This window comes from Haploplasma axanthum, from assembly GCF_900660745.1.
Taxonomy (GTDB): domain Bacteria; phylum Bacillota_I; class Bacilli_A; order Acholeplasmatales; family Acholeplasmataceae; genus Haploplasma; species Haploplasma axanthum.
This window is the reverse complement of record NZ_LR215048.1, coordinates 1,208,554-1,231,755: the sequence shown is the minus strand read 5'-3', so window position 1 is coordinate 1,231,755 and position 23,202 is coordinate 1,208,554. Positions and strand designations below refer to the sequence as shown.

Sequence of the window (23,202 nt, the reverse complement as noted above, 5' to 3'; positions counted from 1 at the left end):
ATAATAATATGTTATAATAAATAAGACGCCAACAAGGTATCGGGATTTGCCGCCCATTCTTTAGTTGAGCGATAAGGAGAAAGAAACATGGCTATAACAAAAGAAGTAAAACAAGAAATCATTGCTAAATTTGCAAAACATGAAGGAGACACTGGGTCACCAGAAGTTCAAATTGCAATTTTAACTTATGAAATCAACCAATTAAATGGACACTTAGAAGTTCATAAAAAAGATCACCACTCACGTAGAGGTCTTTTCATGAAAGTTGGTCAAAGACGTAATTTATTAACTTATTTAAGAAATAAAGATGTTAGTCGTTACCAAGCAATTATTGCTGAATTAGGATTACGTCGATAGAAAGAAAGAGCTTCGGCTCTTTTTTCTTTATCAATGTATCTTTAAGTGTAAAAGTGTGGTAAAATAAGTAAGGAAAAATATATATTTAAATATAAATATAAAATGAAGGAGATTTTATATATGAGTCTAAAGACTTTTGAAACAAATTTTGGGGGAAGAACTCTAAAAGTTGAAATTGGCGAAGTTGCAAAACAAACTAATGCCTCTGCTTTATTACATTATGGTGGAACATCTGTTCTAAGTGTAGTTGTTAATAAAAACGAACCAACTGATGGTGACTTTTTTCCTTTAATGGTTTTATACCAAGAAAAATTATATGCTGCTGGTAAAATACCTGGCGGATTTTTGAAAAGAGAAGGAAGAGCTACTGAACATGAAACACTAATTTCTCGTTTAATTGATAGACCAGTTAGACCATTGTTTGCTGATGGATTTAAAAATGATGTTCAAATCATTAATACTGTTTTATCTAGTGATCCTACATGTCCACCTGAAATGGTTGCATTGCTTGGTTCATCACTAGTACTTCAATTATCTGATTTACCATTTAAAGGTCCAGTTAGTGGTGTAACTCTTGGAATGATTAATAATGAATTTGTTGTTAATCCAACTGAAGAAGAAATGGAAACAAGTATCCTTGATTTAACTGTTGCAGGAACAACTGAAGCATTAAACATGGTTGAAGCTTCAGCTAAAGAAGTAAGTGAAGAATTAATGTTAAATGCTTTAAGCCATGCTCATAGCATTATTAAAGAATTAAATGAATTCCAAAATGTTATTTCTAAAGAATTAGGTAAAGTTAAAAAAGAGTATGATGTATTTACTTTAGATAAAGACATTGAAAAAGAAGTATTAGATTATATTGGTACTTCACTTGTTGATGCAGTTTCAATATTTGACAAATTAGAAAGATATGCAAAAATTGATGAAATCAAAGCGAAAACTCTTGAACACTTTAAAGATCGTCCATTCTTTAAAATAATTGATAATATTAGTGTTTACGACTATAAAAAAGAAAGAGAATTCTTAGGACATGTTGAAGCCACTTTAAATAAAGTTGTTAAAAATGAAGTAAGAAGATTAATTACAAAAGAAAAAATAAGACCTGATGGTAGAAAAACTGATGAAATTAGACCACTTGCATCAAGAGTTGGTTTATTAGAAAGAACTCATGGATCTTCATTATTTACACGTGGACAAACGCAAGCCTTAGCTGTTGTAACTCTTGGTGGACTTGGTGAAGGTAAGATAATTGATGATATTAGAGATGAAGATAATAAACGTTTTATGTTACATTATAATTTCCCTCAATTCAGTGTTGGTGAAACAGGTAGATATGGTGCACCAGGAAGAAGAGAAATTGGACATGGAGCATTAGGTGAAAAAGCGATTAAAAATATTTTACCTAATGAAGAAGAATTCCCATACACTATTCGTGTTGTATCAGAAATACTTGAATCAAATGGATCTAGTAGTCAGGCAACAATCTGTGCTGCAACAATGGCACTTATGAATGCTGGGGTTCCAATTAAAGCACCAGTTGCTGGTATTGCAATGGGTCTTGTAATGGAAGGAAAAGACTATACAATTCTTACTGATATTCAAGGTATGGAAGACCATGAAGGCGATATGGACTTTAAAGTTGCTGGTTCAAGAGAAGGAATTACAGCTCTTCAAATGGATATTAAGATTGATGGTATAACTAATGAAATATTTAAAGAAGCCTTAGAACAAGCAAAAGTTGCTAGATTCCAATTACTAGATCACATGCATTCAACAATTGCTGAAGTTTCAAGTGAATTAAGTCCTTATGCTCCAAAAGTTAAATTAATTAAAATTGATCCTGAAAAAATTAGAGATGTTATTGGAACTGGTGGTAAAATTATTACTCAAATTATCGAAGATAATAACAATGTTAAAATTGATATTGAACAAGATGGTAGAGTATTTATTATGCATTCTGAAACAGAAGTTATTAATCGTGTTGCTAACATTATTTTAAATATAGTTAGAGTTCCTGAAGTAGGCAAAATCTATGAAGGAAAAGTTGTTCGTGTTGAAAAATTTGGTGCGTTTGTTGAATTGTGGGCTGGTACTGAAGGATTAGTACATATTTCAAAACTTTCAAAAGACCGTGTTAATGAAGTTACTGATGTTGTAAATGTTGGTGATGCAATTTTAGTTAAATGTATTAAAATTGATGAAAAAGGTCGAGTAGATTTATCAAGAAAAGATGCATTAGAAGATAAATAATGGTATAATAAAAGATATCAATGGAAGGTGATCGAGCTTACTTTTGTAAGTTAGGAAAGTCCATACTATCACATTCTGAGATGAATGTAGTGTTTGTGCCTAAGGAACAAATAACTTAGGGCACCATAAGGTGATGGCGACTGATTTCTCTAAGACTTTTGTTATGAGATAGGTTGTAAAGTGCCACAGAGACGAACATATTAGAAATAATATGCTGAAACGCGGTAAACCCCACAAGATAGCAACCCAAATTATGGTAGGGGCACGTGTAACAAACTAACTGAAGTTATGTTATATGCTACATTGTAGAGATAAATGATCACACTCGTTAAGAGAACAGAATATGGCTTATGCACATTGATATTATTAAGGAACATGAAAATGTTCCTTTTTTATTTTTACCTATTCAAATAAAAAAAGACGCTAGATTAATCTAACGTCAGTTAATACGATTATTAATTTTTTTGTATTTTATGAGAAATAAGTTTGATTGTTTCTACAATAACTAATGGTGCAATTGATAGAGCTAAAATTACTCCCCATTGTCCAAGTGTTGGAAATGACACTTCAAATAGTTTTCTAGTAGCAGGAGTTAATACAACAATCATTTGTAGTGAGAAACTTGCTAAGAAAGCATAGAATAGTTTCTTATTAACTTTAAGTTTAAAGTTTGAATGTCTTTCACTACGTGCATTAAATGCATGGAATAACTGTGATAAAGCCAGAACCATGAACGCCATTGTACTAGCATCTCTTGATGCTTCAGTATAATTATCAGGCATTCCACCCCAATACCAACCAATTATAAATGCTGCAAATGTTAGAAGACCAATCATTAAGCCTTGGAATGCAATTTTCTTACCTAGACCATCAGCAAAGATTGATTTGTTTGGATCTCTTGGAGCAGATAACATAATATCTGGTTCACGATGTTCTAATCCAAGCGCAATAGCCATTAAGGAGTCAGTAACTAAGTTAACCCATAAAATTTGAACAGGAGTTAAAATATGTAATGCTTTTGTTGCATGATCGCCATCAATAGTTGTAAATAAGAAATAACCTAAGACAACCCCTAAGAACATTGAAACAATTTCACCGATATTACAACTTAATAAGAAGTGAATTGCTTTTTTAATATTAGCAAAAATTCCACGACCTTCACCAACTGCATTAACGATTGTTGCAAAGTTATCATCTGTTAGAATCATATCAGCTGCACCTTTGGCAACTTCAGTACCAGTAATACCCATAGCAATACCAATATCAGCTTGTTTAATTGAAGGAGCATCATTTACACCGTCACCAGTCATTGCAACAATTTTATCTAAGCTTCTCCAAGCTCTAACGATTCTTACTTTATTTTCAGGACTAACACGAGCATAAACTCTAATTTGTTCTAATTTCTTTAAGAATTCTTCATCGTTCATTTGATCAAGCTCATGACCTGTAATAGCTAAATCATTGTTGCCAAGAATACCGATTTTTTTCGCAATAGCAACTGCAGTATTTTTATGGTCACCTGTAATCATAACAGTAGTAATACCTGCTTGTTTACATACTTTAACAGCTTCAGCAACTTCTGGTCTTTCAGGATCTATCATACCAACTAAACCAAGAAGTGTTAAATCAGATTCAATATCTTCAAATGAGTATTTTGAATAATCATCATTATTCTTTAATTCTTTATAACCGATTGCTAAAACTCTTAATGCATTATCAGCCATATTATTATTGGCAGTCATAAAGTTTTCATGTGCTTTTTTATCAAATTTTTGGATATTAGTATTTTCAACAAAAGAAGTACTTCTACCAAAAACAACATCTGGAGCACCTTTAACAATCGCATAAGTTTTACCATCAATAACATTAACAGTAGTCATAAGTTTTCTAGTTGAATCAAAAGGTAATTCATAAATACGTTTGAACTTACTATTAGTTTTAATTGGATCAATATTGTATTTAATACCTAAGTCAATTAAAGCAATCTCTGTTGGATCACCAAATTTAACAATTGTTTTGTCTTCAAGTCTAACCTTAACGTCATTAACTAAAACACCATATTCAATTACTTTAGTAGTATTAGTATCTAACTTAAGTGATTCATCAGCATTAACCATTTTTCCATCAACATAAAGTTTTTGGATTGTCATCACATTTTGAGTTAATGTTCCAGTTTTATCAGAACAAATAATGCTTGTTGAACCTAAAGTTTCAACAGATGGAAGAGTACGCATGATTGCATTTTGCTTAACTAAGTTAGTCATTCCAAGTGATAATACAACAGTAATAATCGCAGGAAGTCCTTCAGGAATTGCAGCAACAGCAAGTGCAACCGCAAACGTAAATGATTCTAAGATACTATCAGGTGTTACTTTACCATTTATAATTAAACTCTCAACAATTTCAATTGCAAAAATAATACCTGTAATAATTAGTGCAATAATTGCTAAAGTCTTTCCTAATTGGTTAATACTCTTTTGTAAAGGAGTGGCTTCTGTTTCAGTTTCAGCAAGAAGTTTTGCAATCTTACCAATTTCAGTATCCATACCAGTTTTTACAACTACTGCCGTACCACGCCCATAAGTAACAACTGTACTCATAAATGCCAAGTTTGTTCTATCACCCAGAGGTACGTTATCTTTCTTAATTGGTTCATGAATTTTCTCAACTGGAACTGCTTCACCAGTTAATGCTGATTCATCAATTTTCAAGTTAACTGATTCAATAATTCTTAAATCTGCTGGGACATAATCTCCAGCTTCAAGAAGAACTAAATCTCCAATAACAAGTTCTTTAACATCAACTCGTTGTTCCTTACCATCTCTAATAACGATTATTTGTGGAGAAGATAATGCTTGAATTGATTCTAAGGCTTTTTCAGCTTTGGCTTCTTGTAAAACACCAAGTACAGCATTTAAAACAACAATTGCAATAATTAAGATACCTTCAGCATAATCCTCTGTTGCAATTGAAATAATTGCAGCTATAAATAAAATTATAATCATAAAATCTTTTAATTGGTCAATAAATTTCAAGATGATGTGTCGTTTTTTAACGTCATCAAGTTTATTTGCCCCATTAGATTCTAATCTTATTTTAGCCTCATCAGTTGTTAGACCTTTATCTAAATTTGCTCCAACCTTTACTGAAATCTCTTTGATACTACTTTGATAAAGAACTTTATCAAAAGAAGAATCAACATTTTTTTCTGATGAATTTTCATCAGATTTCTTTATATCTAATTCTTTTTTCATATTTCCTCCTAATTTTTTCTATAAAAAAAAGACTCTAGACTTAAAAAAGTCATAAAGGTCTCGTTACAAGCAATATTTAACTTGAAATGCACCGGGATAAAATCCGTATTGACGATACATTTAGAGCTAACTACTCCCCTTCAAAAGATATAATACCAAATTATTGATTATTTTTCAAGCAATTTATGAAAATATCTCTTGGTGTTCTTGTAAATATTTGTTTACAAAAAATACATGTAAAAATAATTCATTGCTTATTAATAAAAAGATGTAGAATTGATTACAGTAATATCAAAATATGTCAATATCTTTTGAAAATGTCCTAAAAAAATAAGATCATTAACGTGATTTATACATTGCTCTTTCTATCATCCGATTATAAGAATCACTTTTCCATGGATGACTATTAGGAACAGTGTATTTTTTCTTTTCTTTTTCAACAGGCAAATCAAATTCTTTAGAATTACTTTCATGAGATTCTAATTCGATTAGTTTATAGTACACGCTGTTAATTAAACAATATAGTTTATTATCAAAAGATTTAATAACTATAGCTTTTGTTCGGTGTTTAAAGTTTACTAAGTCGCCATTTTTACTATAAGCTTGAAAATATTTATTTTGATACTTTAAAGCTGATCCACGATCAAATACTCGATTAGATATAATGGCTAAAATTAAGTTTAAATCAGTATCACTATTAATCTTTTCGTAAACTTGTGGTATATTATCATTAATGAGAGAGAATTGTTTATTAAACTTACCAAGATATGATTGTAGGAACTCATTAGCTTGATTTATGGTTTTAATATTATTAATTCGTAACTCATTTATTAAACGGGATTGTAATGTGCCAAATAAACGTTCAATCCTCCCCTTAGCTTGAGGAATAGAAGTAACACTTAAAGTTATACCGAGCTGCTCGCAGGCATAACCAAACTGTGTTAATGTACTATATTCAGGTTGAGGGTTTTTTAATGATTTATAATCGAAGATTGTTCTTCTATCAGTTAAAAGTTCATTAGGTATCCCGTGATTCTCTAATGTTTGTTTTAAAACGTTGTAATAGCCGTTTAGAGTCTCTTGATGATCGAAATATGCACCAACTATCATACCTGTAGCATCGTCTATTGCAGCGTGTAGATGAGTCTTTTTATCTCCGAACCATAAATGTTCTGATGCATCCATTTGTAATAACTCACCACCGTATTTTTTTCTTGGAAGCCTTGCGTGATTATCTTTAGGATCTAAGATGTTATTATCAATGATAAGACTCTTTTCTTGAATAGATAAGGATTCGTTTAAATCTATTTTTGTTTGAATTCTATCACGATATTTTCTCTTAGTAATTATTTCAGCTTTTGGTGATAAGATAAGATTTTTATCTAAGAGATTGTATAGTGAATTATAAGATATTTTAATTTTCTCATTTTCTAGGAGCATTTCTTTAAAATGTTTAAAGTTGAAGTTGTAGTACTTGTTGTTATATAAATTCAAAATTTGTTTTTTCATTTCATCTGTAATTATAAGAGAAGGAGACTTCTTTCTATTACCATGAATAAAACTTTCTTTACCTTGTTCATTATATTTGATAATTAATCTATTAACTTGTCTGATTGATATACCTAGTTTATTAGCAGCATTAAGTTTATTACCGTTATTTATTACTAATTTTTTTATTGTTTCATATTTCATTTGTTCCATTGGTTTTAGTTCTACCTTTCTCATTAAGTACCTCCATTATATTAAGTACTTAATATTGTATTATAGTTTCTAATGTTTGGGACATTATTAAAAGATACTACTTAAGACATTATCACAAGATAACCACACAGTAATATCAAAATATTGACAATTAATAAAAAAAATGTATAATTATTATAACGTCTTATTTAAGATGATTGAAGGAGAAAAAGAAAAGAAATGGAAGAACACAGTCAGAGGACGGCTGATATATTCATGGAAGTTCATAATACTAACAGTAGAAGTGGCATATTTTATGATGTCTTTTTTTGTTATAAATTAGAGGTGAAATCATGGGTGTATTAACGAACGTATTGTTAATTATTTTATTAATTCTTATTAATGCATTTTTTGCAGGAAGCGAGGCAGCTTTAGTTGCTGCAAATGAAATCAAAGTTAAAAGTGATAGTGATAATGGAAACAAAAGAGCAAAGCTTACTTTAAAATATATTAAAAATCCAACTAACTTTTTATCAACTATTCAAGTTGGTATTACTTTTATTGGTTTTATCAATGGTTTTCTTGCAGCAGAAGCTTTTACAGAGCCAATTTTAAAACTGTTAGGAGAAAGTTTTCTTGAATCTAGTTTATGGCAAGGATTAATTAAAATTGTAATTACAATTATTTTGACTTATTTACAAGTGGTTTTTGGGGAATTAGTTCCTAAAAAAATTGCAATTCAAAATCCTGAAAAGTTTATTTATCGAACTGTTGGAGTCTTAAATGTTATTAATAAAATCATGAGAGTTTTAGTAATCTTATTAACTAAATCAGCAAATGGTATTTCACGTTTATTAGGCATAAAAGAACAAAAAGAAGAAATGACTGAAGATGAATTAAGAATGCTAGTAATTGGTAGTGGTGACGCAATTAAAGAACGAGAAAAAGAAATGATTGAAAAAGTTTTAGATTTTGATGATCAATATGTTAGTGAAGTAATGACACATAGAACAGAAGTTACTGGAATAGATATTAATATGTCATTCGATGACATTATTGAATGTATAAAAAATGAAGGATTTTCAAGAATTCCAGTTTACGAAGAATCAATTGATAATATCGTAGGTATATTGCATGTAAAAGACTTACTATATTATGCATTAAAACATGAAAAGATTAATATTAGAAAAATATTAAGAAAGCCATTTTATATTCCAGAATCAATGAAAACTGCTGAATTATTTAAAGAAATGCAAAAAACAAAAAATCATATGGCTATCGTAATTGATGAATTTGGTGGTACTTCAGGAATTGTTACAATTGAAGATCTTCTTGAAGAAATAGTTGGTAATATTTTTGATGAATATGATGATATTACAGAAGATGTTATTGTTATTGATGATACTACATATATTATTGATGGTTTAGCTAGTATTGATGATGTTGAAGATAAAATTAAAGCTGGATTACCAGTAGATGAATATGATACTTTAAGCGGATTTATACTTGGAGAAATTGGACATTTTCCTGAAAAAGATGAAAAAATTCAATTTGATTATAACGGATTTAATTATGAAGTTGTTGAATACAATGAAAGAGTTATTGAAAAAGTTAAAGTTACAAAATTAGATTCTAATTTAGAAGTTGGTGATGATAATGAATAATTTACCATGGCTTATAGTTTTACTATTAGTTCTATTAATAATTTTCTCAATTAGTTTCTCTCTAAACACTTTAAAAGGAAAGAAAGAACTAAGTAACAATATTATTAATAATGTCTATACTAGAAACGCAATTAATTATGCTTTATTGATTGTTTTAGCACTTTTTAATATCTTGATGTATATTTTCATGAGAAATTATTTTAATGAACTTATATCGACAATTATTACATTATTTGGTGGGAATGCAATTATTGGTATATTTGCTGTATTGCCAATTTTATCAATTGCAGAAAATAAACCTTTAACAATACTTACATTATTTAAACCTTTTATTTTATTGATCAAGTATGGCTTATTTCCTTTAACATTTTTATATGTAGTACTTAGAAATTTACTCTACCAACCAAATAAGAAAAAGATGACTGAAGATGAATTCTTGAACATTATTGATAAGGCAGAAGAAGATGACAGCATTAATGAAAATGAAAGCCAGTTAATAAAAAGTGTTTTAGATTTTGATGATTTAAAAGTTGAAGATATTTTAACACCGAGAACTGAGATTGTTGCTATTAACAGAGATTCGACATTAGAAAAAATAACAAAGAAGTTTAGAGATTCTGGTTATTCAAGATTACCTGTTTTTAATGAAAATATTGATAATATTATTGGAATTATTAACCATAAAGATTTTTATAATAAAGTTCTTATCGAAAAAAAACCATTAGACTCAATAATTCAAAAACCAATTGATGTTACAGAATATATGAGTATAAATGATTTACTTACTTTCTTTAAAACAAGAAAACATCATATGGCAATTGTTAAAGATGAATATGGTGGAACACTAGGAATTGTTACAATGGAAGATATTTTAGAGGAATTAGTTGGAGATATTTGGGACGAACATGATAAAATATCCGAAAATATTAAAAAAATTGATGATTCAAAATATGTTATTTTAGGTTCAACCTATTTAGAAGATTTAGAAGATATAATTGATTTTGAAGATTTAGATGATGAAGACTATTCAACCATTAATGGATGGGTTCTTGCGAATCTTGGAAAAATGGGTGTAAAAGGAGATAGCTTCAAATATAAGAATTTAGATGTAAAAGTTCTAAAGGCTAATAGTAAAATGATCTTAGAAGTTGAAATAACTATTCATCCTGAAAGTATTGGTAATTACATAATAGAAGATTAGAAAAAAAGAGATTGATGTTATTGTTTATCAATCTCTTTTCTCTTTAGTTGTTTAAAATTGCATTTAGAATTGATTTATCATCCTGTATTTTCAGATGATTTAGATTAATATCTGGTTCAACTCCATATTCGATATTAACAAATTTATTGTTTCTACTAAATGTAATAACATCTAGACTGCTGATATATATTATTGATCCATCGACTAAGACAACAGGTTGAATTGATGATGCACCACCACCAGATTTTTCACCAATAATCTTAGCATATCCATATTCTTTTGCTAATGCAACAGTTGCGTTTGCGGAACTAAAAGTTCCAATTGTACTTAAAATATACCAATTATTAGATCTTGATTTATCTAAAACACTTTTAGGAACACTACTCATATCGGAAATAGATGAATAAGTTAAAGAAGAATTTGTTAATGGATTAAAACTTGTATGAGTAACAGCTTCACTAGTCATAAAACCTAAAACATCAAAAACTGCTCCAACATGTCCTCCACCATTAATTGATAAATCTAAAACAATATTTTTAGTGTTTGAACTCTCTTTATATATATTTTGAAGTGCATCTCGTATAATACCTTTTGAACTTACATCAGATTCATCTAATAAAAATTCATATAAAAAGATTACTGCCGTAGTTTTATTTGTATCAAGGAATCGATATGTTTTCATATTATCAAGTTTATCGTAGTCAATATAACCATTATAATCATAAATATCATGTTTCTGATTAACTAAATCTTCTATATCATAGATTTGACTATAGAATTTATCTTGTCTTTCACCAAATTCCATATTATCATAACTAATTGTATATGAAGATGAATTATAATATCCCTCCATAGCAAAACTAGTATGTAAATCATCGATTTCCTTATATAAGAAGTTTGCAATATTTTGAGAAAGTCTATTTGAGTCATCAACTAATAAATCATCTTGATAATCAACTAAAATATCATAATAATCATTTATAGGAGTCTCAGGATCTACTAAACCATAGTAATTATCAAAAAGAAAAGCAAGCATATTATAGTTTGAATATAAGACATCATCTGTTATTTTTTGGTTATTAAGTGAACTTTTTTTAACTTCATTAAGTGAATTTTCTTCAGGTGTTTCATAAAAACCATAATACTCATCGCCATTATAATAGGTATTATAATATGAAGAACCAGTGAAGATATGATTAGCAAAATGGTAAGGAATTAAAAATTTACTTTTATTAGTAATACTATCCTTATAAATAAACGTATTCACATTGTATTTATTTAAATTAAAGAGGACATCATCACCTAGAGTGGAACTGATTATCTTGTCAGTAATTCCATAGTTATCATAAGAGATTCCATCATACTCAATTGTATAATAATCAAAAAAAGTTAGTGATTGTGTTGTTATTGTATTGGATTTAAAATCAATTGTTGCAAGATAATTTGATGAATTATAGTTATAACTTATTTTAATTAAATAATCGTCTTGATAATCAAATCTTAACTTATCATATAAGATAAATCCATTTAATGATTCAAAAAAGTTTTGGACATCAACGTAAGGTAATAATCCATCATTTAAATAATAAGTGTCAATTTTACGATTACTTGGGATATTAAATGTTGTTTCCAAATTCTTAAAATCCAATTTTTTACTATTTAAATTAAGGTTTGTAGTCCTAGAAAATGGATCAACAGTTATATCTTTAGAAAATGTTTTTTTAAAGTTTTTAAGGGTTAAAGTTGCTGTTAGTTTAACAACTGTTCTTTCACTAGGGTAGAAGATGAAACCTTGATCACTAATGATTTTAGGATTATTTGATTGCCAAACAATTTTAGAATTATATTTTCCTTTTAATGGTAAATCAATTTTTTCATTTTCTGTTGAAAAGTCAAGAGTACTTAAATTATCTAAGTCACTATCAATCATTTCTGAGTCAGTTATAGGGTTTTTAATTAATTTTGCATATAAAGTAAGATTACTTAGTAGCGGAGTATTAAAATCATATTTAATAGTTAGCTTTTTATCTGTAAACCAACCTTCTAACGAATATCCTTCAGGATTATAATCTGATTTTTCAATAGCTAAAGTATTGTATTTATAGTTAATTGATTCAATTAATGTATTACCATCATAGTAAGAAACAGAAACCTTTTCTTCGTTAGATGGTAATGATGATATTGTTATTGTATAATTTTTTACTTTTGAATCATAACTATTACTAATAATTAGCGTTAATGTTGCAGTTACAACATTTGTTTCTTTAACTAGTTTAATTAAAACTTTGTTAGTATCTTGATTTTCAATTAATAAATTCTCACTTGTTGTTTGCCATTCTAATTTATAATTATAAATTGAAGTTGGCAATTCAAAATCTGAATTCACTTCAGTATTAAATCTAATTTCTTCTATAGCTTTATCAATTGTTACTTCGTTTTTTGTACATGATACAATAGTTATACTTGTTAGTAAAACTAAGAGAAGTAGTAGCGCCTTTTTCATTATGTTTTTCTCCTATTTTTTTTCGATTAGTATCAAATATGGTGATGGTTTTTTAGTATTTAATGTTTCTAATTTTGTAACTTTAAAAGAATCATTAACTGATTTTAATAAATCAATAATCTTTAAGTCTTCAATTTGTCCTTCGGTATGTCCTCTGTAAATCACAATAGCAAGTACTTTAAGGCTATCTTTAACAAGAACTTTTGAGATTGCATCAATAGTTGTTTCAGATAATGTAGTTATTGTTTTATCTGATCCAGGTAAATAACCTAGATTAAAAAGTACTAATTGGTAATCAACATTTAATTTATCAATATTGTTGTGACTTTCTTTTAGAAAGGTAACATTAGTTATCTTATTTTCATCCAAAAGTTTTTTACTATTTAAGAATGCTTTTTCTTGAATATCATATGAATAAACATGCTTAGATTTTTTAGCTAAAAATAATGTATCAAAACCATTTCCAAGTGTCATATCAATAGCAATCGTATCTTTATTTAAATAATCAAGTAGAAGTAAATGTGTTAAATCAACGATGTTTCTTTGCATTATTATAATATACTCCTTGATATAAATCTAATTGTTTTAATCGCTTGTTAATATCATTTAAAACAGTAAATTTCTTCATTATCCATTTAGGTTCAATTAGATATTTAGGATCACCATCACCTGTTAAACGGTGTATCACTATATCATCTCTAAGCCATGCAATTTGATCTACAACAACCTTAAGATATTCATCTCTTGTTAGTACTGGAAAAGGATTTTTCAAGTATTCACGACCTAATTTAGAGTTCAATAGAATATTTAACATATGTATCTTAATACCTTGAATATCTTGTGTATTAAGAAATTTGATTGTTTCAATCATCATATCATACGTTTCACCTGGAAGACCATCCATGATATGAACAACCGTTTCGATATTTCTTGAGCGAAGAAGAGCAACTGCATCAATAAAGGATTGTAAATCATGCGCACGATTCATATCATTAGCAGTTTTTTCATGAATTGTTTGTAAACCAAGTTCTATTTGTACATCGATTCTTTGATCTAGTTCATATAAATAATCAACAATTTCTTGACTTATTTCATCTGGTCTCGTTGAAATACTAATCTGAACGATATTAGAATCAAGAGAAATGGCTTCTTCATAAAGTTCTTTCAGTTTAGGAAGAGGGGCATATGTATTTGTATACGATTGGAAATAAACTGTATAGAAAGCATCCGGCCATTTTTGATGCATGCGTTCTTTAACTTCATCAAATTGTTTTTGGAATGAATCTTTTTTATTCCCACCAAACTCACCACTACCAAAAGCGGAACAAAATTTACAACCACCTTTTGCAACCTTACCATCTAAGTTAGGACAAGTAAATCCCGCATTAATAGGGACTTTAAATACTTTTTTTCCGTATTTATTTTTATAATATGAACTTAAGTTGTTGTAACGTTCATTTATAGTAAATTTCATTTTAAAACACATCCTTAGAGATATATTGTATCATTAATTTTTGTAAATAGAATGTAAAATTTTATAAAAAAAAGAATTGCTGATTAATCAACAATTCTTTATACTTTAATCTTATTATTTACCAACTTTAGCTAAAGCAGCCTTAGCAAGTTTAGTATAAGAACCATCTTTGATCGTCACACCGGTAACATTTTCAAAGTAATTATCTTTAACATTAACATTTTCAACACCTTTAGCTAAGAATTCTTTTTCTAAAAGTTCAGCTTGTTCAAACCATTCTTTTAGGTTATTATCAGCTAAGTATTTTTTGTAATCTTCAACTGATAAATCATTTTGACCGTGCATACGGTATCCATATTGAAGTTCTTTCTTAGTTTCAGCGTTCCAAACTTGTTTACCTTCAACAATTTTACCTTGTCTAGCATCAATAAAGTATTTAGCAACTTTACCTTTTTCAATTGTTACATCTACCCAAGTAACTTGAGCAGCACCACTATTTACTCCAACTTCAAATGCGATTGTAACACCCTTTTTAGCATTTTCTAAAGCAGCCTTAGCAAGTTTAGTATAAGAACCATCTTTGATCGTCACACCGGTAACATTTTCAAAGTAATTATCTTTAACATTAACATTTTCAACACCTTTAGCTAAGAATTCTTTTTCTAAAAGTTCAGCTTGTTCAAACCATTCTTTTAGGTTATTATCAGCTAAGTATTTTTTGTAATCTTCAACTGATAAATCATTTTGACCGTGCATACGGTATCCATATTGAAGTTCTTTCTTAGTTTCAGCGTTCCAAACTTGTTTACCTTCAACAATTTTACCTTGTCTAGCATCAATAAAGTATTTAGCAACTTTACCTTTTTGAATTGTTACATCTACCCAAGTAACTTGAGCAGCACCACTATTTACTCCAACTTCAAACGCAGTAAAAGTACCATCTACACCATATTCTTTTTTCCCACATGCTACTAATGCAACAGCAGTTATGGCAACAAAAAATAATCCTAATATTTTTTTCATATTTATTTTCCTCCTCGGTTTTCTATATCATCATTATACAATAATGTCAAATGACATGCAAGCAAATATATAAAGAAATATTTAGAAAGCGTTTTACTAGATAAGCAGTATTATTATATTTTATTTTCATATAAATAATGTTAAAATATATAAGCGAGAAAGGTGATAAAATGGATTATAAAAAATATACTGATAGACAAAAGAAAATAAGAAATTTTTCTATTATAGCCCATATAGATCATGGAAAGTCAACTTTAGCTGACCGATTATTACAAAAGACTAATACTGTTGCAGATAGAGATATGAAAGCCCAATTATTAGATTCTATGGATTTAGAAAGAGAAAGAGGCATTACTATAAAACTTAATGCTGTTCAAATGAATTATACTGCAAAAAATGGTGAAGAATATATCATGCATTTAATTGATACTCCAGGACATGTCGATTTTACATACGAAGTATCACGTTCTTTAGCTGCATGTGAAGGTGCTATTTTAGTTGTTGATGCCGCCCAAGGAATAGAAGCCCAAACATTAGCAAATGTGTATCTTGCTATCGATAATGATTTAGAAATTATACCAGTAATTAATAAAATTGATTTGCCAAGTGCTGAACCAGAAAAAGTGAAAAAAGAAATCGAAGATGTAATTGGTATTGATGCAAGTAACGCAATTCTTGCTTCTGCAAAAGAAGGAATTGGTATTGATGATATTTTAGAAAGAATTATTACTGATGTACCTGCACCAACAGGAAATGCTGATGAACCGTTACAAGCACTAGTTTTCGACTCACTTTATGATGCTTATAAAGGTGTTATTCCATCAATAAGAGTTGTTAATGGAACAATAAAAAAAGGTGATCAAATTAAATTTATGGCATCAAAAGCTGTATATGAAGTAATTGAAGTTGGAGTGTTTACTCCAAAAATAAGCCCTAGAGAGATTCTTGGCCCAGGAGATGTTGGTTATGTTACAGCAGCAATTAAAACAATTGATACTGTAAGAGTTGGTGATACCATAACAAAGGTTGAAAAACCTGCAAAACAAGCTTTACCCGGTTATCGCCAAATGAATCCGGTAGTTTTTTGTGGTTTATATCCAATTGATAGTTCTAAATATAATGATCTTAAAGATGCCCTTGATAAACTTAAATTAAATGATGCATCGTTAATATATGAACCTGAAACATCACAAGCTCTAGGTTTTGGATTTAGAACAGGTTTCTTAGGGTTATTACATATGGAGATAATTCAAGAAAGAATTAGACGTGAATTTAACATTGATATTTTAGCAACCGCTCCATCGGTAATATATCATGTATACTTAACAGATGGATCTAAAATTGAAATAGATAATCCATCAATGCTTCCTGCACCTCAAAAAGTGGATTATATAGAAGAACCTTACGTAAAAGCGACAATCATGTCACCAAGTGAATATGTTGGTGCTGTAATGGATTTATCACAAAAGAAACGTGGTATTTTTGAAAATATGGTTTACTTAGATGCTACAAGAGTATCAATTGTTTACTATTTACCTTTATCTGAAATTGTTTATGATTTTTTTGATAAGCTTAAATCAACTACACGAGGCTATGCTTCATTTGATTATGAAATCTCGGATTATCGAACATCAAGCCTTCAAAAAATGGATATTTTACTTAACAATGAAGTAGTTGATGCTTTATCGGTTATTGTTCATAAAGATTTTGCATACCAAAGAGGTAAAGTGATTTGTGATAAATTGAAAGATTTAATACCACGTCATATGTTTGAAATTCCTATTCAAGCTGCAGTTGGTAATAAAATCATTGCTAGATCAACTATTAGAGCAATTAGAAAAGATGTTTTAGCTAAGTGTTATGGTGGAGATATTAGTAGAAAGAAAAAACTATTAGAGAAACAAAAAGAAGGAAAGAAGAAGATGAAATCTGTAGGTAGTGTTGAGGTTCCACAAGAAGCATTCCTTGCAATTTTATCAAATAATGAAGAATGAAACTTGAAGACTACTAAAGTCTTCTTTTTTTCGGTTTACATAATAATATGAAAAAAGTGTGTTTTGATGTATAATATTTTTATAAAGAAAGAGAGTGATTTCATGAAAGGTTTATATATACATATTCCATTTTGTGAATATATCTGTCATTATTGTGATTTTGTAAAGCAAGTACCTAAAAATGATGATGTTGTTGATAAATATTTAGAGAGTTTATCAAAAGAGATTGCTACATATAAAGAGCATTTTGAAACAATAAATACAATTTATATTGGTGGTGGAACACCAAGTATGTTAAAACCATATCAATTAGAAGTCTTATTTACTGCAATTAAAGAAATCAAAGCTAGTGAAATAACTATCGAAGTTAACCCAGAGTCATATTCAATGGATAAAGGTCTAATATTTAAAAAATATGGTATTAATAGAGTTAGTTTAGGTGTTCAAAGTTTTAGTGACGAGATTTTAAAGTTTGTTAATCGTAAGCATACTAAAGATATGATATATTACTCTGTAAATAATTTAAAAATGCTTGGAATAACAAATATTAGTATTGACTTAATATACGCAATTCCAGGTCAAACAATAGAGATGCTTTGCAATGATTTAGAAAATGTGAAAAAACTTAATATTGACCATGTTTCTTGTTATTCCTTAATTCTTGAAGACAAAACATACTTTTATCATCAGTTTTTAAAAGGTGAATTTCAACCTGTTGATAATGATATCGAAGGTGAAATGTTTGATATAGTGATTAAAGAACTTGAAGAAATGGGTTTTGAACATTATGAGATTTCAAATTTTGCTAAAAACAAAAAATATTCAGAACACAATAAATTGTATTGGACATTAAGTGACTATATTGGTGTTGGACTTGGTGCACACGGTTTTGTCGACAATTATCGAACATATAATAATAAATCATTAAATAAATATCATGATAAATGGCAAGCAGTAAGTGTAAAACAAACTAAAGAAGATAATCTTGCAGATGAATTAATCTTTGGATTAAGATTAATGGAAGGTATAGATATTAAAAAGTTAGAAACAAAGTATAGTATAGTATTACTAGATAAATATCCAGAATTAAAGGAAAAAATAAAGTTAGGTTTAGTAAAAGTAAACAATGGATTTTTACAGTTAACTAGACAAGGAATCAACTTTGGAAATCAAGTTTTTGAGGTATTCGTATGAAATATATAGTAAAAGATTATGAAATGTTTTTAAAGAAAGAAAAAGGCCTTTCAGCTAATACTATCAAAGCTTACATGAAAGATCTTAGCCAATACATTGTTTTTTTAGAAAAGTATCATAATGTTACTAAACCAAAAAAAATTGAAAGTAAACATCTTGAAAACTACTTAAAAACAGTCAGAAAAAAGTTTTCTAGTTCTAGTTATGCAAGAAAGCTTACAGCATTAAAAAGTTTTTATCACTTTCTTGCTATTGAACAAGAAATAGATGAAGATTATGCAAAAAAAATTGAAGCACCTAAAAGTAAAAAAAAATTGCCACAAGTTATTTCTATTGAAGAAATAACAAAACTATTAGAAACAATTGATATAACAACAGAATTAGGAAAAAGAAACATTGCTTTACTAGAATTAATTTATGGTTCTGGACTTAGAGTTTCAGAACTTTTAGATCTTAAATTAGGAGATTTACATCTAAATGAAGCCTATATAAACGTAATTGGTAAGGGAGATAAGGAAAGAATCGTTCCTATCTCAGAAATGGCTGTTAAGGCTTGTAAAACTTATATTTTAAAGTCTAGAGAGCAATTACTAAAAGGTGAAACTAGTAGTTACTTATTCATTAATAATGCCGGTAGTAAACTATCAAGGCAGGGATTTTTTAAACTATTAAAACTTCTTACAAAAGAAGCAAATATAAAAACTGATATATCACCTCATACGCTAAGACATTCATTTGCCACTCATTTACTTGAGAATGGAATGGATTTAAGAACACTACAAACCTTATTAGGACATGAAGATATATCGACAACACAAATATATACCCATATAAATAATAAACGCTTAAAAGATGTTTATGAGAATACACATCCAAGAGCTAAAGGAGGAAATAAAAATGTATAAAAGAATTTTTTTGATTGTTCTAGATAGTCTAGGAATTGGTGAAGCTCCAGATGCTGAAAAGTACGGAGATAAAGGAGCAAATACCATTGGTCATATTGCTGAGAGAATGGATTTGAAAATCCCTAATTTACAAAAATTTGGATATGGAAATATCGCTCCTATTAAGAATGTACCTCCAGTTAAGAAACCACTTGCTTACTATACAAAAATGCAAGAAGCATCACTTGGAAAAGATACAATGACTGGCCATTGGGAAATGATGGGACTCTATATTGATAAACCTTTCCAAACATTTACTGACACTGGATTTCCTAAAGAGTTAATTGATGAATTAGAGAAAAAAACCGGATATAAAACAATTGGAAATTATGCTGCATCAGGTACGGAGATTTTAAAAGAATTAGGTGAAGAACATATGAAAACAAAAGCCCTAATCGTTTATACTTCAGCAGATAGTGTTTTACAAATTGCAATGCATGAAGGAATCATTCCAATCGAAGAACAATATCGTATTTGTGAGATAGCTCGTGAAATAACAATGAAGCCTGAATGGAAGGTTGGACGAGTAATTGCCAGACCATTTATTGGTACTAATAAAAATGATTTTGCTAGAACACCAAACCGACATGATTATGCATTAAAACCATTTGAAAAGACAACTCTAAACTATTTAGATGAGAAAGAAATTGATGTCATTGCTTTAGGTAAAATCAACGATATTTTTGACGGATTTGGTATTAATCGTTTTTCAAAAACAAAGTCAAACAATGATGGAATGAAACAAATAACTGAAATTGCTAAAGAAGATTTTCAAGGTTTATGTTTCTTAAATCTAGTTGATTTTGATGCATTATATGGTCATAGAAGAGATCCACTTGGATATGGAAAAGCTATTGAAGAATTCGATTCACAACTTCCAGATTTGATTAAGAATTTAAAGGAAGACGATTTGCTAATTTTAACAGCTGATCATGGTAATGATCCAATACATCATGGAACTGATCATACAAGAGAATATGTACCTTTATTAATATATTCAAAGAAATTCTCAGACGGTGGAAATGAACTTCCGATTCGAAAAACATTTGCCGATATCGGATATACTATTGCTGAAAATTTCAATACTGAAAAACCTAAACATGGTAGTAGTTTTCTAAAGTTATTAAAATAGAATATAAAGCGTAAAATAAACAAAAAGTGCCTATTAATAAAATAAGCACTTTTTTTGTTCAAAAAACGTAAGTTTAGTATTTATAAACTTATTAGTGAATTTATGTTATTTATAATTATTTGAAATAACTATAATAATCATCAGTTTCAATATCACTATTAAGTAACATCAACAATTTTATTCTGGCCTTCTGACTGTTTAAGTTAGGAGCAAAAATTACACCTAATTTTTCTAAATGACCACCACCACCTACATAACCATAGGTGCCGAGAACTCTTCCCATGGGAACTCGACTTGTTAATACTACAGGAATATTTTTTTCAATCGCTCTAATCACGCCTGGTAAAGAATCAGGTGTTGTATTACCTCTTCCAAGTGATTCTAAAATAATGCCATCAATATCATTATCAATCAGTAAGTTTAGTAAAAGTGAACTTGAGCCTGAAGATATTTTTACAATCTCGACATTGCGTATAATTTCAGTTGGTCTTATATGTTTAGTATTTTTAATCCTTGTTCTATAAAAATATACGCTTGAATTATCAATAATTCCTAAAGGCCCAAAGTCTAATGACTTAAAAGTATCAAGTGATAAAGTATGAGTTTTTGTTACTTCAGCAGCTGAATTGATCTCATCGTTTAAGACAACGAGAACACCTTGATTTTTAGAATCATCAGAAGAAGCAACCAAAATTGCTGAAACAAGATTTCTAATTCCGTCATAAGAGATATCTGAATGACTTCGCATTGAACCTGTAAATACGACAGGTTTTTTAGAGTTAACATATAAATCGACCATGTATGAAGTTTCCTCTAAAGTATCAGTACCATGCGTAACAACAATACCATCAATATTCGTTTCATTAAGCTTTAAATCAATAAGTTTACTTAAATTAAACATATCAGTCAATTTCATATGAGGCGATGGAACCATTGAAAACACACAATAGTCAAGGTCAATCTCTCTTAAATTGTCTTTAACTTCATCAATAACTTTATCATATTCATCTGAGATATTAACTAGTTGATCTTCATCACGTTTGTTCATTGATATCGTACCACCAGTTAAAATTAATAAAATTTTCTTTTTCATATTAATCACCACATATATTTTAGCACATTTTTAGAGATTGATATTAACAAATATTCAGTAAGTTTATTTTCACTAAATTATATGCGATTAAACCTAAAAGCAGAAACAAACCAGTAAATTTAACACAACATTTTTACCAACATATCAACACTAATTTAGTTGTTCGCACAACAATCAACACAACAATAGGTTTACATAATATATATTATAGGAACTAATATATAATGTTTGAAATATAAAAAACTTCTATTAATAGTGTTTTAAATCTACTATGACCATAATTATTGCTAATTATTTGAGTTTCACCCTTATATATTCGTAATCATAAATACAAAATGAGTATGATTAAGTTATATAAAGAGTAGTTTTGAGCGCTTGAGTGTTCTTTACTAAGATATTTATCCATCTTATTTGTTCAAACGCTATTTAAGACATAAATAATGTTATTTTAACTCTTGTAAGATCAGACTATGGATTAATGCAATCAGTTAATTTATAACATCTACTTCTTCTATTAAGCACCTCGTAAGTATCTAAAATAAATTTCATTATTCTATAACTTATCGCAACAATTTCATCACAACAAAAATGGTTGATATTTTTATTTTAAAAATTTTACTAGATACAAATTTTTTCTTATAAAAAATAATGCAGTTTTAAAAGTATATAAATAGTAAACAATGAATTTTCAACTTAGCTATAATTATTACACTCTACATTTTTAAAAACGAGACTATTTACTATTAACACTGGAATCAATATCAAAAATTTTTAATCTTAGAAATACATCAAAATATAGCACGCGTTTTGAGGACTTGACTTATCAATTTATTGATATTCCATTAACTCGTTTTTTAGTTTTTTTTCTAAAATTTATTTTCCCTCAAGTTTTTCTTATTCAGTTGTTTTATACCATTATCTTGATCAGCTAATTGGTGCTAACCTAATTCTTTCATAGTACAATCATTTTATTTGAAATATTAATATTCAACTATTTTAAAATTTCTAAAATAAAAAAAGTCAAAGTTTAGTTATAGTAAACTTACAATTTTCAGGTCATCATTTTAAAATATAATAAAGAATTTTGCCAATTATTAAAAAGTAATTATTTAGTAAACTCCTATATTTTTAAAAGATTACTTTTTTAATATGAGTAATACTTATTCTTACCAGCTAATTCTCTGTTGCTTAATCTATATAAAAAAATATAATCTTGCTATTCTATTTTTTCTTAAGTCAATTGAATATTTAATTTAGTATTTAAAAACATCTACTTTTATTTTAAACTATACCTCTATTAATTATCTTCGAGTTAAATAGTCGTTTCAATTATTGAACATAAAAAAAATACCTTTTTGACTACTAAAATTTTTCAATCTCTTTGTTTATTTTTACTAAACTTACATTTTTCACTTATAAATTTTTTTATTTGGAAT

At 28.4% G+C, this 23,202-nt stretch carries 15 protein-coding genes and 1 other RNA gene; 9 read left to right on the top strand and 7 right to left on the bottom strand.

All coding sequences use genetic code 11. The features are described from left to right. The first annotated feature begins 87 nt into the window (after positions 1-87). The 3 genes from rpsO to rnpB all read left to right on the top strand — a co-directional run bounded on the left by rpsO (position 88) and on the right by rnpB (position 2,966). Positions 88-357 (top strand): 30S ribosomal protein S15, encoded by a 270-nt coding sequence (rpsO, locus tag EXC62_RS05730; RefSeq protein WP_026391027.1) that lies wholly within the window; start codon positions 88-90, stop codon positions 355-357. Between the two features lie 120 nt (positions 358-477). Beyond that, entirely contained in the window at positions 478-2,610 is a 2,133-nt protein-coding gene (locus EXC62_RS05725; RefSeq protein WP_026391026.1) for a polyribonucleotide nucleotidyltransferase, read from the top strand. A gap of 19 nt (positions 2,611-2,629) precedes the next feature. Continuing rightward, an RNA gene (gene rnpB, locus EXC62_RS05720) (RNase P RNA component class B) lies at positions 2,630-2,966 on the top strand. Positions 2,967-3,065: 99 nt separating this feature from the next. On the opposite strand, the gene EXC62_RS05715 is transcribed toward rnpB, so the two are convergent. After that, positions 3,066-5,864: a cation-translocating P-type ATPase gene (locus EXC62_RS05715; protein WP_052590051.1), complete on the bottom strand. Its 2,799-nt coding sequence runs from the start codon at positions 5,862-5,864 to the stop codon at positions 3,066-3,068. Positions 5,865-6,203: 339 nt separating this feature from the next. After that, positions 6,204-7,589 (bottom strand): ISNCY family transposase, encoded by a 1,386-nt coding sequence (locus EXC62_RS05710; RefSeq protein ID WP_026391024.1) that lies wholly within the window; start codon positions 7,587-7,589, stop codon positions 6,204-6,206. 308 nt (positions 7,590-7,897) lie between these two features. Between EXC62_RS05710 and EXC62_RS05705 the strand changes: the two genes are divergently transcribed. Together EXC62_RS05705 and EXC62_RS05700 are read left to right on the top strand one after the other, a co-directional pair. Continuing rightward, a complete protein-coding gene (locus tag EXC62_RS05705) occupies positions 7,898-9,208 on the top strand; it encodes a hemolysin family protein (RefSeq protein ID WP_035375810.1) in 1,311 nt (436 codons plus the stop codon). Beyond that, entirely contained in the window at positions 9,201-10,409 is a 1,209-nt protein-coding gene (locus tag EXC62_RS05700; RefSeq protein ID WP_052589972.1) for a hemolysin family protein, read from the top strand. Before EXC62_RS05705 ends, EXC62_RS05700 begins: the two co-directional genes overlap by 8 nt. Before the next feature lie 43 nt (positions 10,410-10,452). Here EXC62_RS05700 and EXC62_RS05695 read toward each other — a convergent pair whose 3' ends face one another. The 4 genes from EXC62_RS05695 to EXC62_RS05680 form a co-directional block, all read right to left on the bottom strand. After that, positions 10,453-12,912: a S41 family peptidase gene (locus EXC62_RS05695; RefSeq protein WP_026390784.1), complete on the bottom strand. Its 2,460-nt coding sequence runs from the start codon at positions 12,910-12,912 to the stop codon at positions 10,453-10,455. A gap of 12 nt (positions 12,913-12,924) precedes the next feature. Continuing rightward, the gene (locus EXC62_RS05690; RefSeq protein WP_026390785.1) at positions 12,925-13,461 is read right to left on the bottom strand and encodes a tRNA (mnm(5)s(2)U34)-methyltransferase; all 537 of its coding nucleotides are present in this window, start codon (positions 13,459-13,461) and stop codon (positions 12,925-12,927) included. Next, on the bottom strand, positions 13,442-14,386 hold the full coding sequence (locus EXC62_RS05685) for a TIGR01212 family radical SAM protein (RefSeq protein WP_162140260.1): 945 nt from the start codon (positions 14,384-14,386) through the stop codon (positions 13,442-13,444). The genes EXC62_RS05690 and EXC62_RS05685 overlap by 20 nt, the downstream gene beginning before the upstream one ends. Before the next feature lie 114 nt (positions 14,387-14,500). Further along, positions 14,501-15,409 (bottom strand): LptM family lipoprotein, encoded by a 909-nt coding sequence (locus tag EXC62_RS05680; RefSeq protein WP_026390787.1) that lies wholly within the window; start codon positions 15,407-15,409, stop codon positions 14,501-14,503. Between the two features lie 170 nt (positions 15,410-15,579). On the opposite strand from EXC62_RS05680, the gene lepA reads away from it, so the two are divergent. The 4 genes from lepA to deoB all read left to right on the top strand — a co-directional run bounded on the left by lepA (position 15,580) and on the right by deoB (position 20,673). Further along, a complete protein-coding gene (lepA, locus tag EXC62_RS08855; protein WP_162140261.1) occupies positions 15,580-17,403 on the top strand; it encodes a translation elongation factor 4 in 1,824 nt (607 codons plus the stop codon). Positions 17,404-17,505: 102 nt separating this feature from the next. Next, on the top strand, positions 17,506-18,597 hold the full coding sequence (gene hemW / locus EXC62_RS08850; protein ID WP_162140262.1) for a radical SAM family heme chaperone HemW: 1,092 nt from the start codon (positions 17,506-17,508) through the stop codon (positions 18,595-18,597). Then, positions 18,594-19,502, top strand: coding sequence for a site-specific tyrosine recombinase XerD (gene xerD, locus EXC62_RS05670; RefSeq protein WP_026390788.1), 909 nt, complete (start codon positions 18,594-18,596; stop codon positions 19,500-19,502). Before hemW ends, xerD begins: the two co-directional genes overlap by 4 nt. Then, on the top strand, positions 19,489-20,673 hold the full coding sequence (gene deoB / locus EXC62_RS05665; RefSeq protein ID WP_026390789.1) for a phosphopentomutase: 1,185 nt from the start codon (positions 19,489-19,491) through the stop codon (positions 20,671-20,673). Before xerD ends, deoB begins: the two co-directional genes overlap by 14 nt. Positions 20,674-20,788: 115 nt before the next feature. On the opposite strand, the gene EXC62_RS05660 is transcribed toward deoB, so the two are convergent. Beyond that, entirely contained in the window at positions 20,789-21,766 is a 978-nt protein-coding gene (locus EXC62_RS05660; RefSeq protein ID WP_026390790.1) for an asparaginase, read from the bottom strand. Between the last annotated feature and the right edge of the window lie 1,436 nt (positions 21,767-23,202).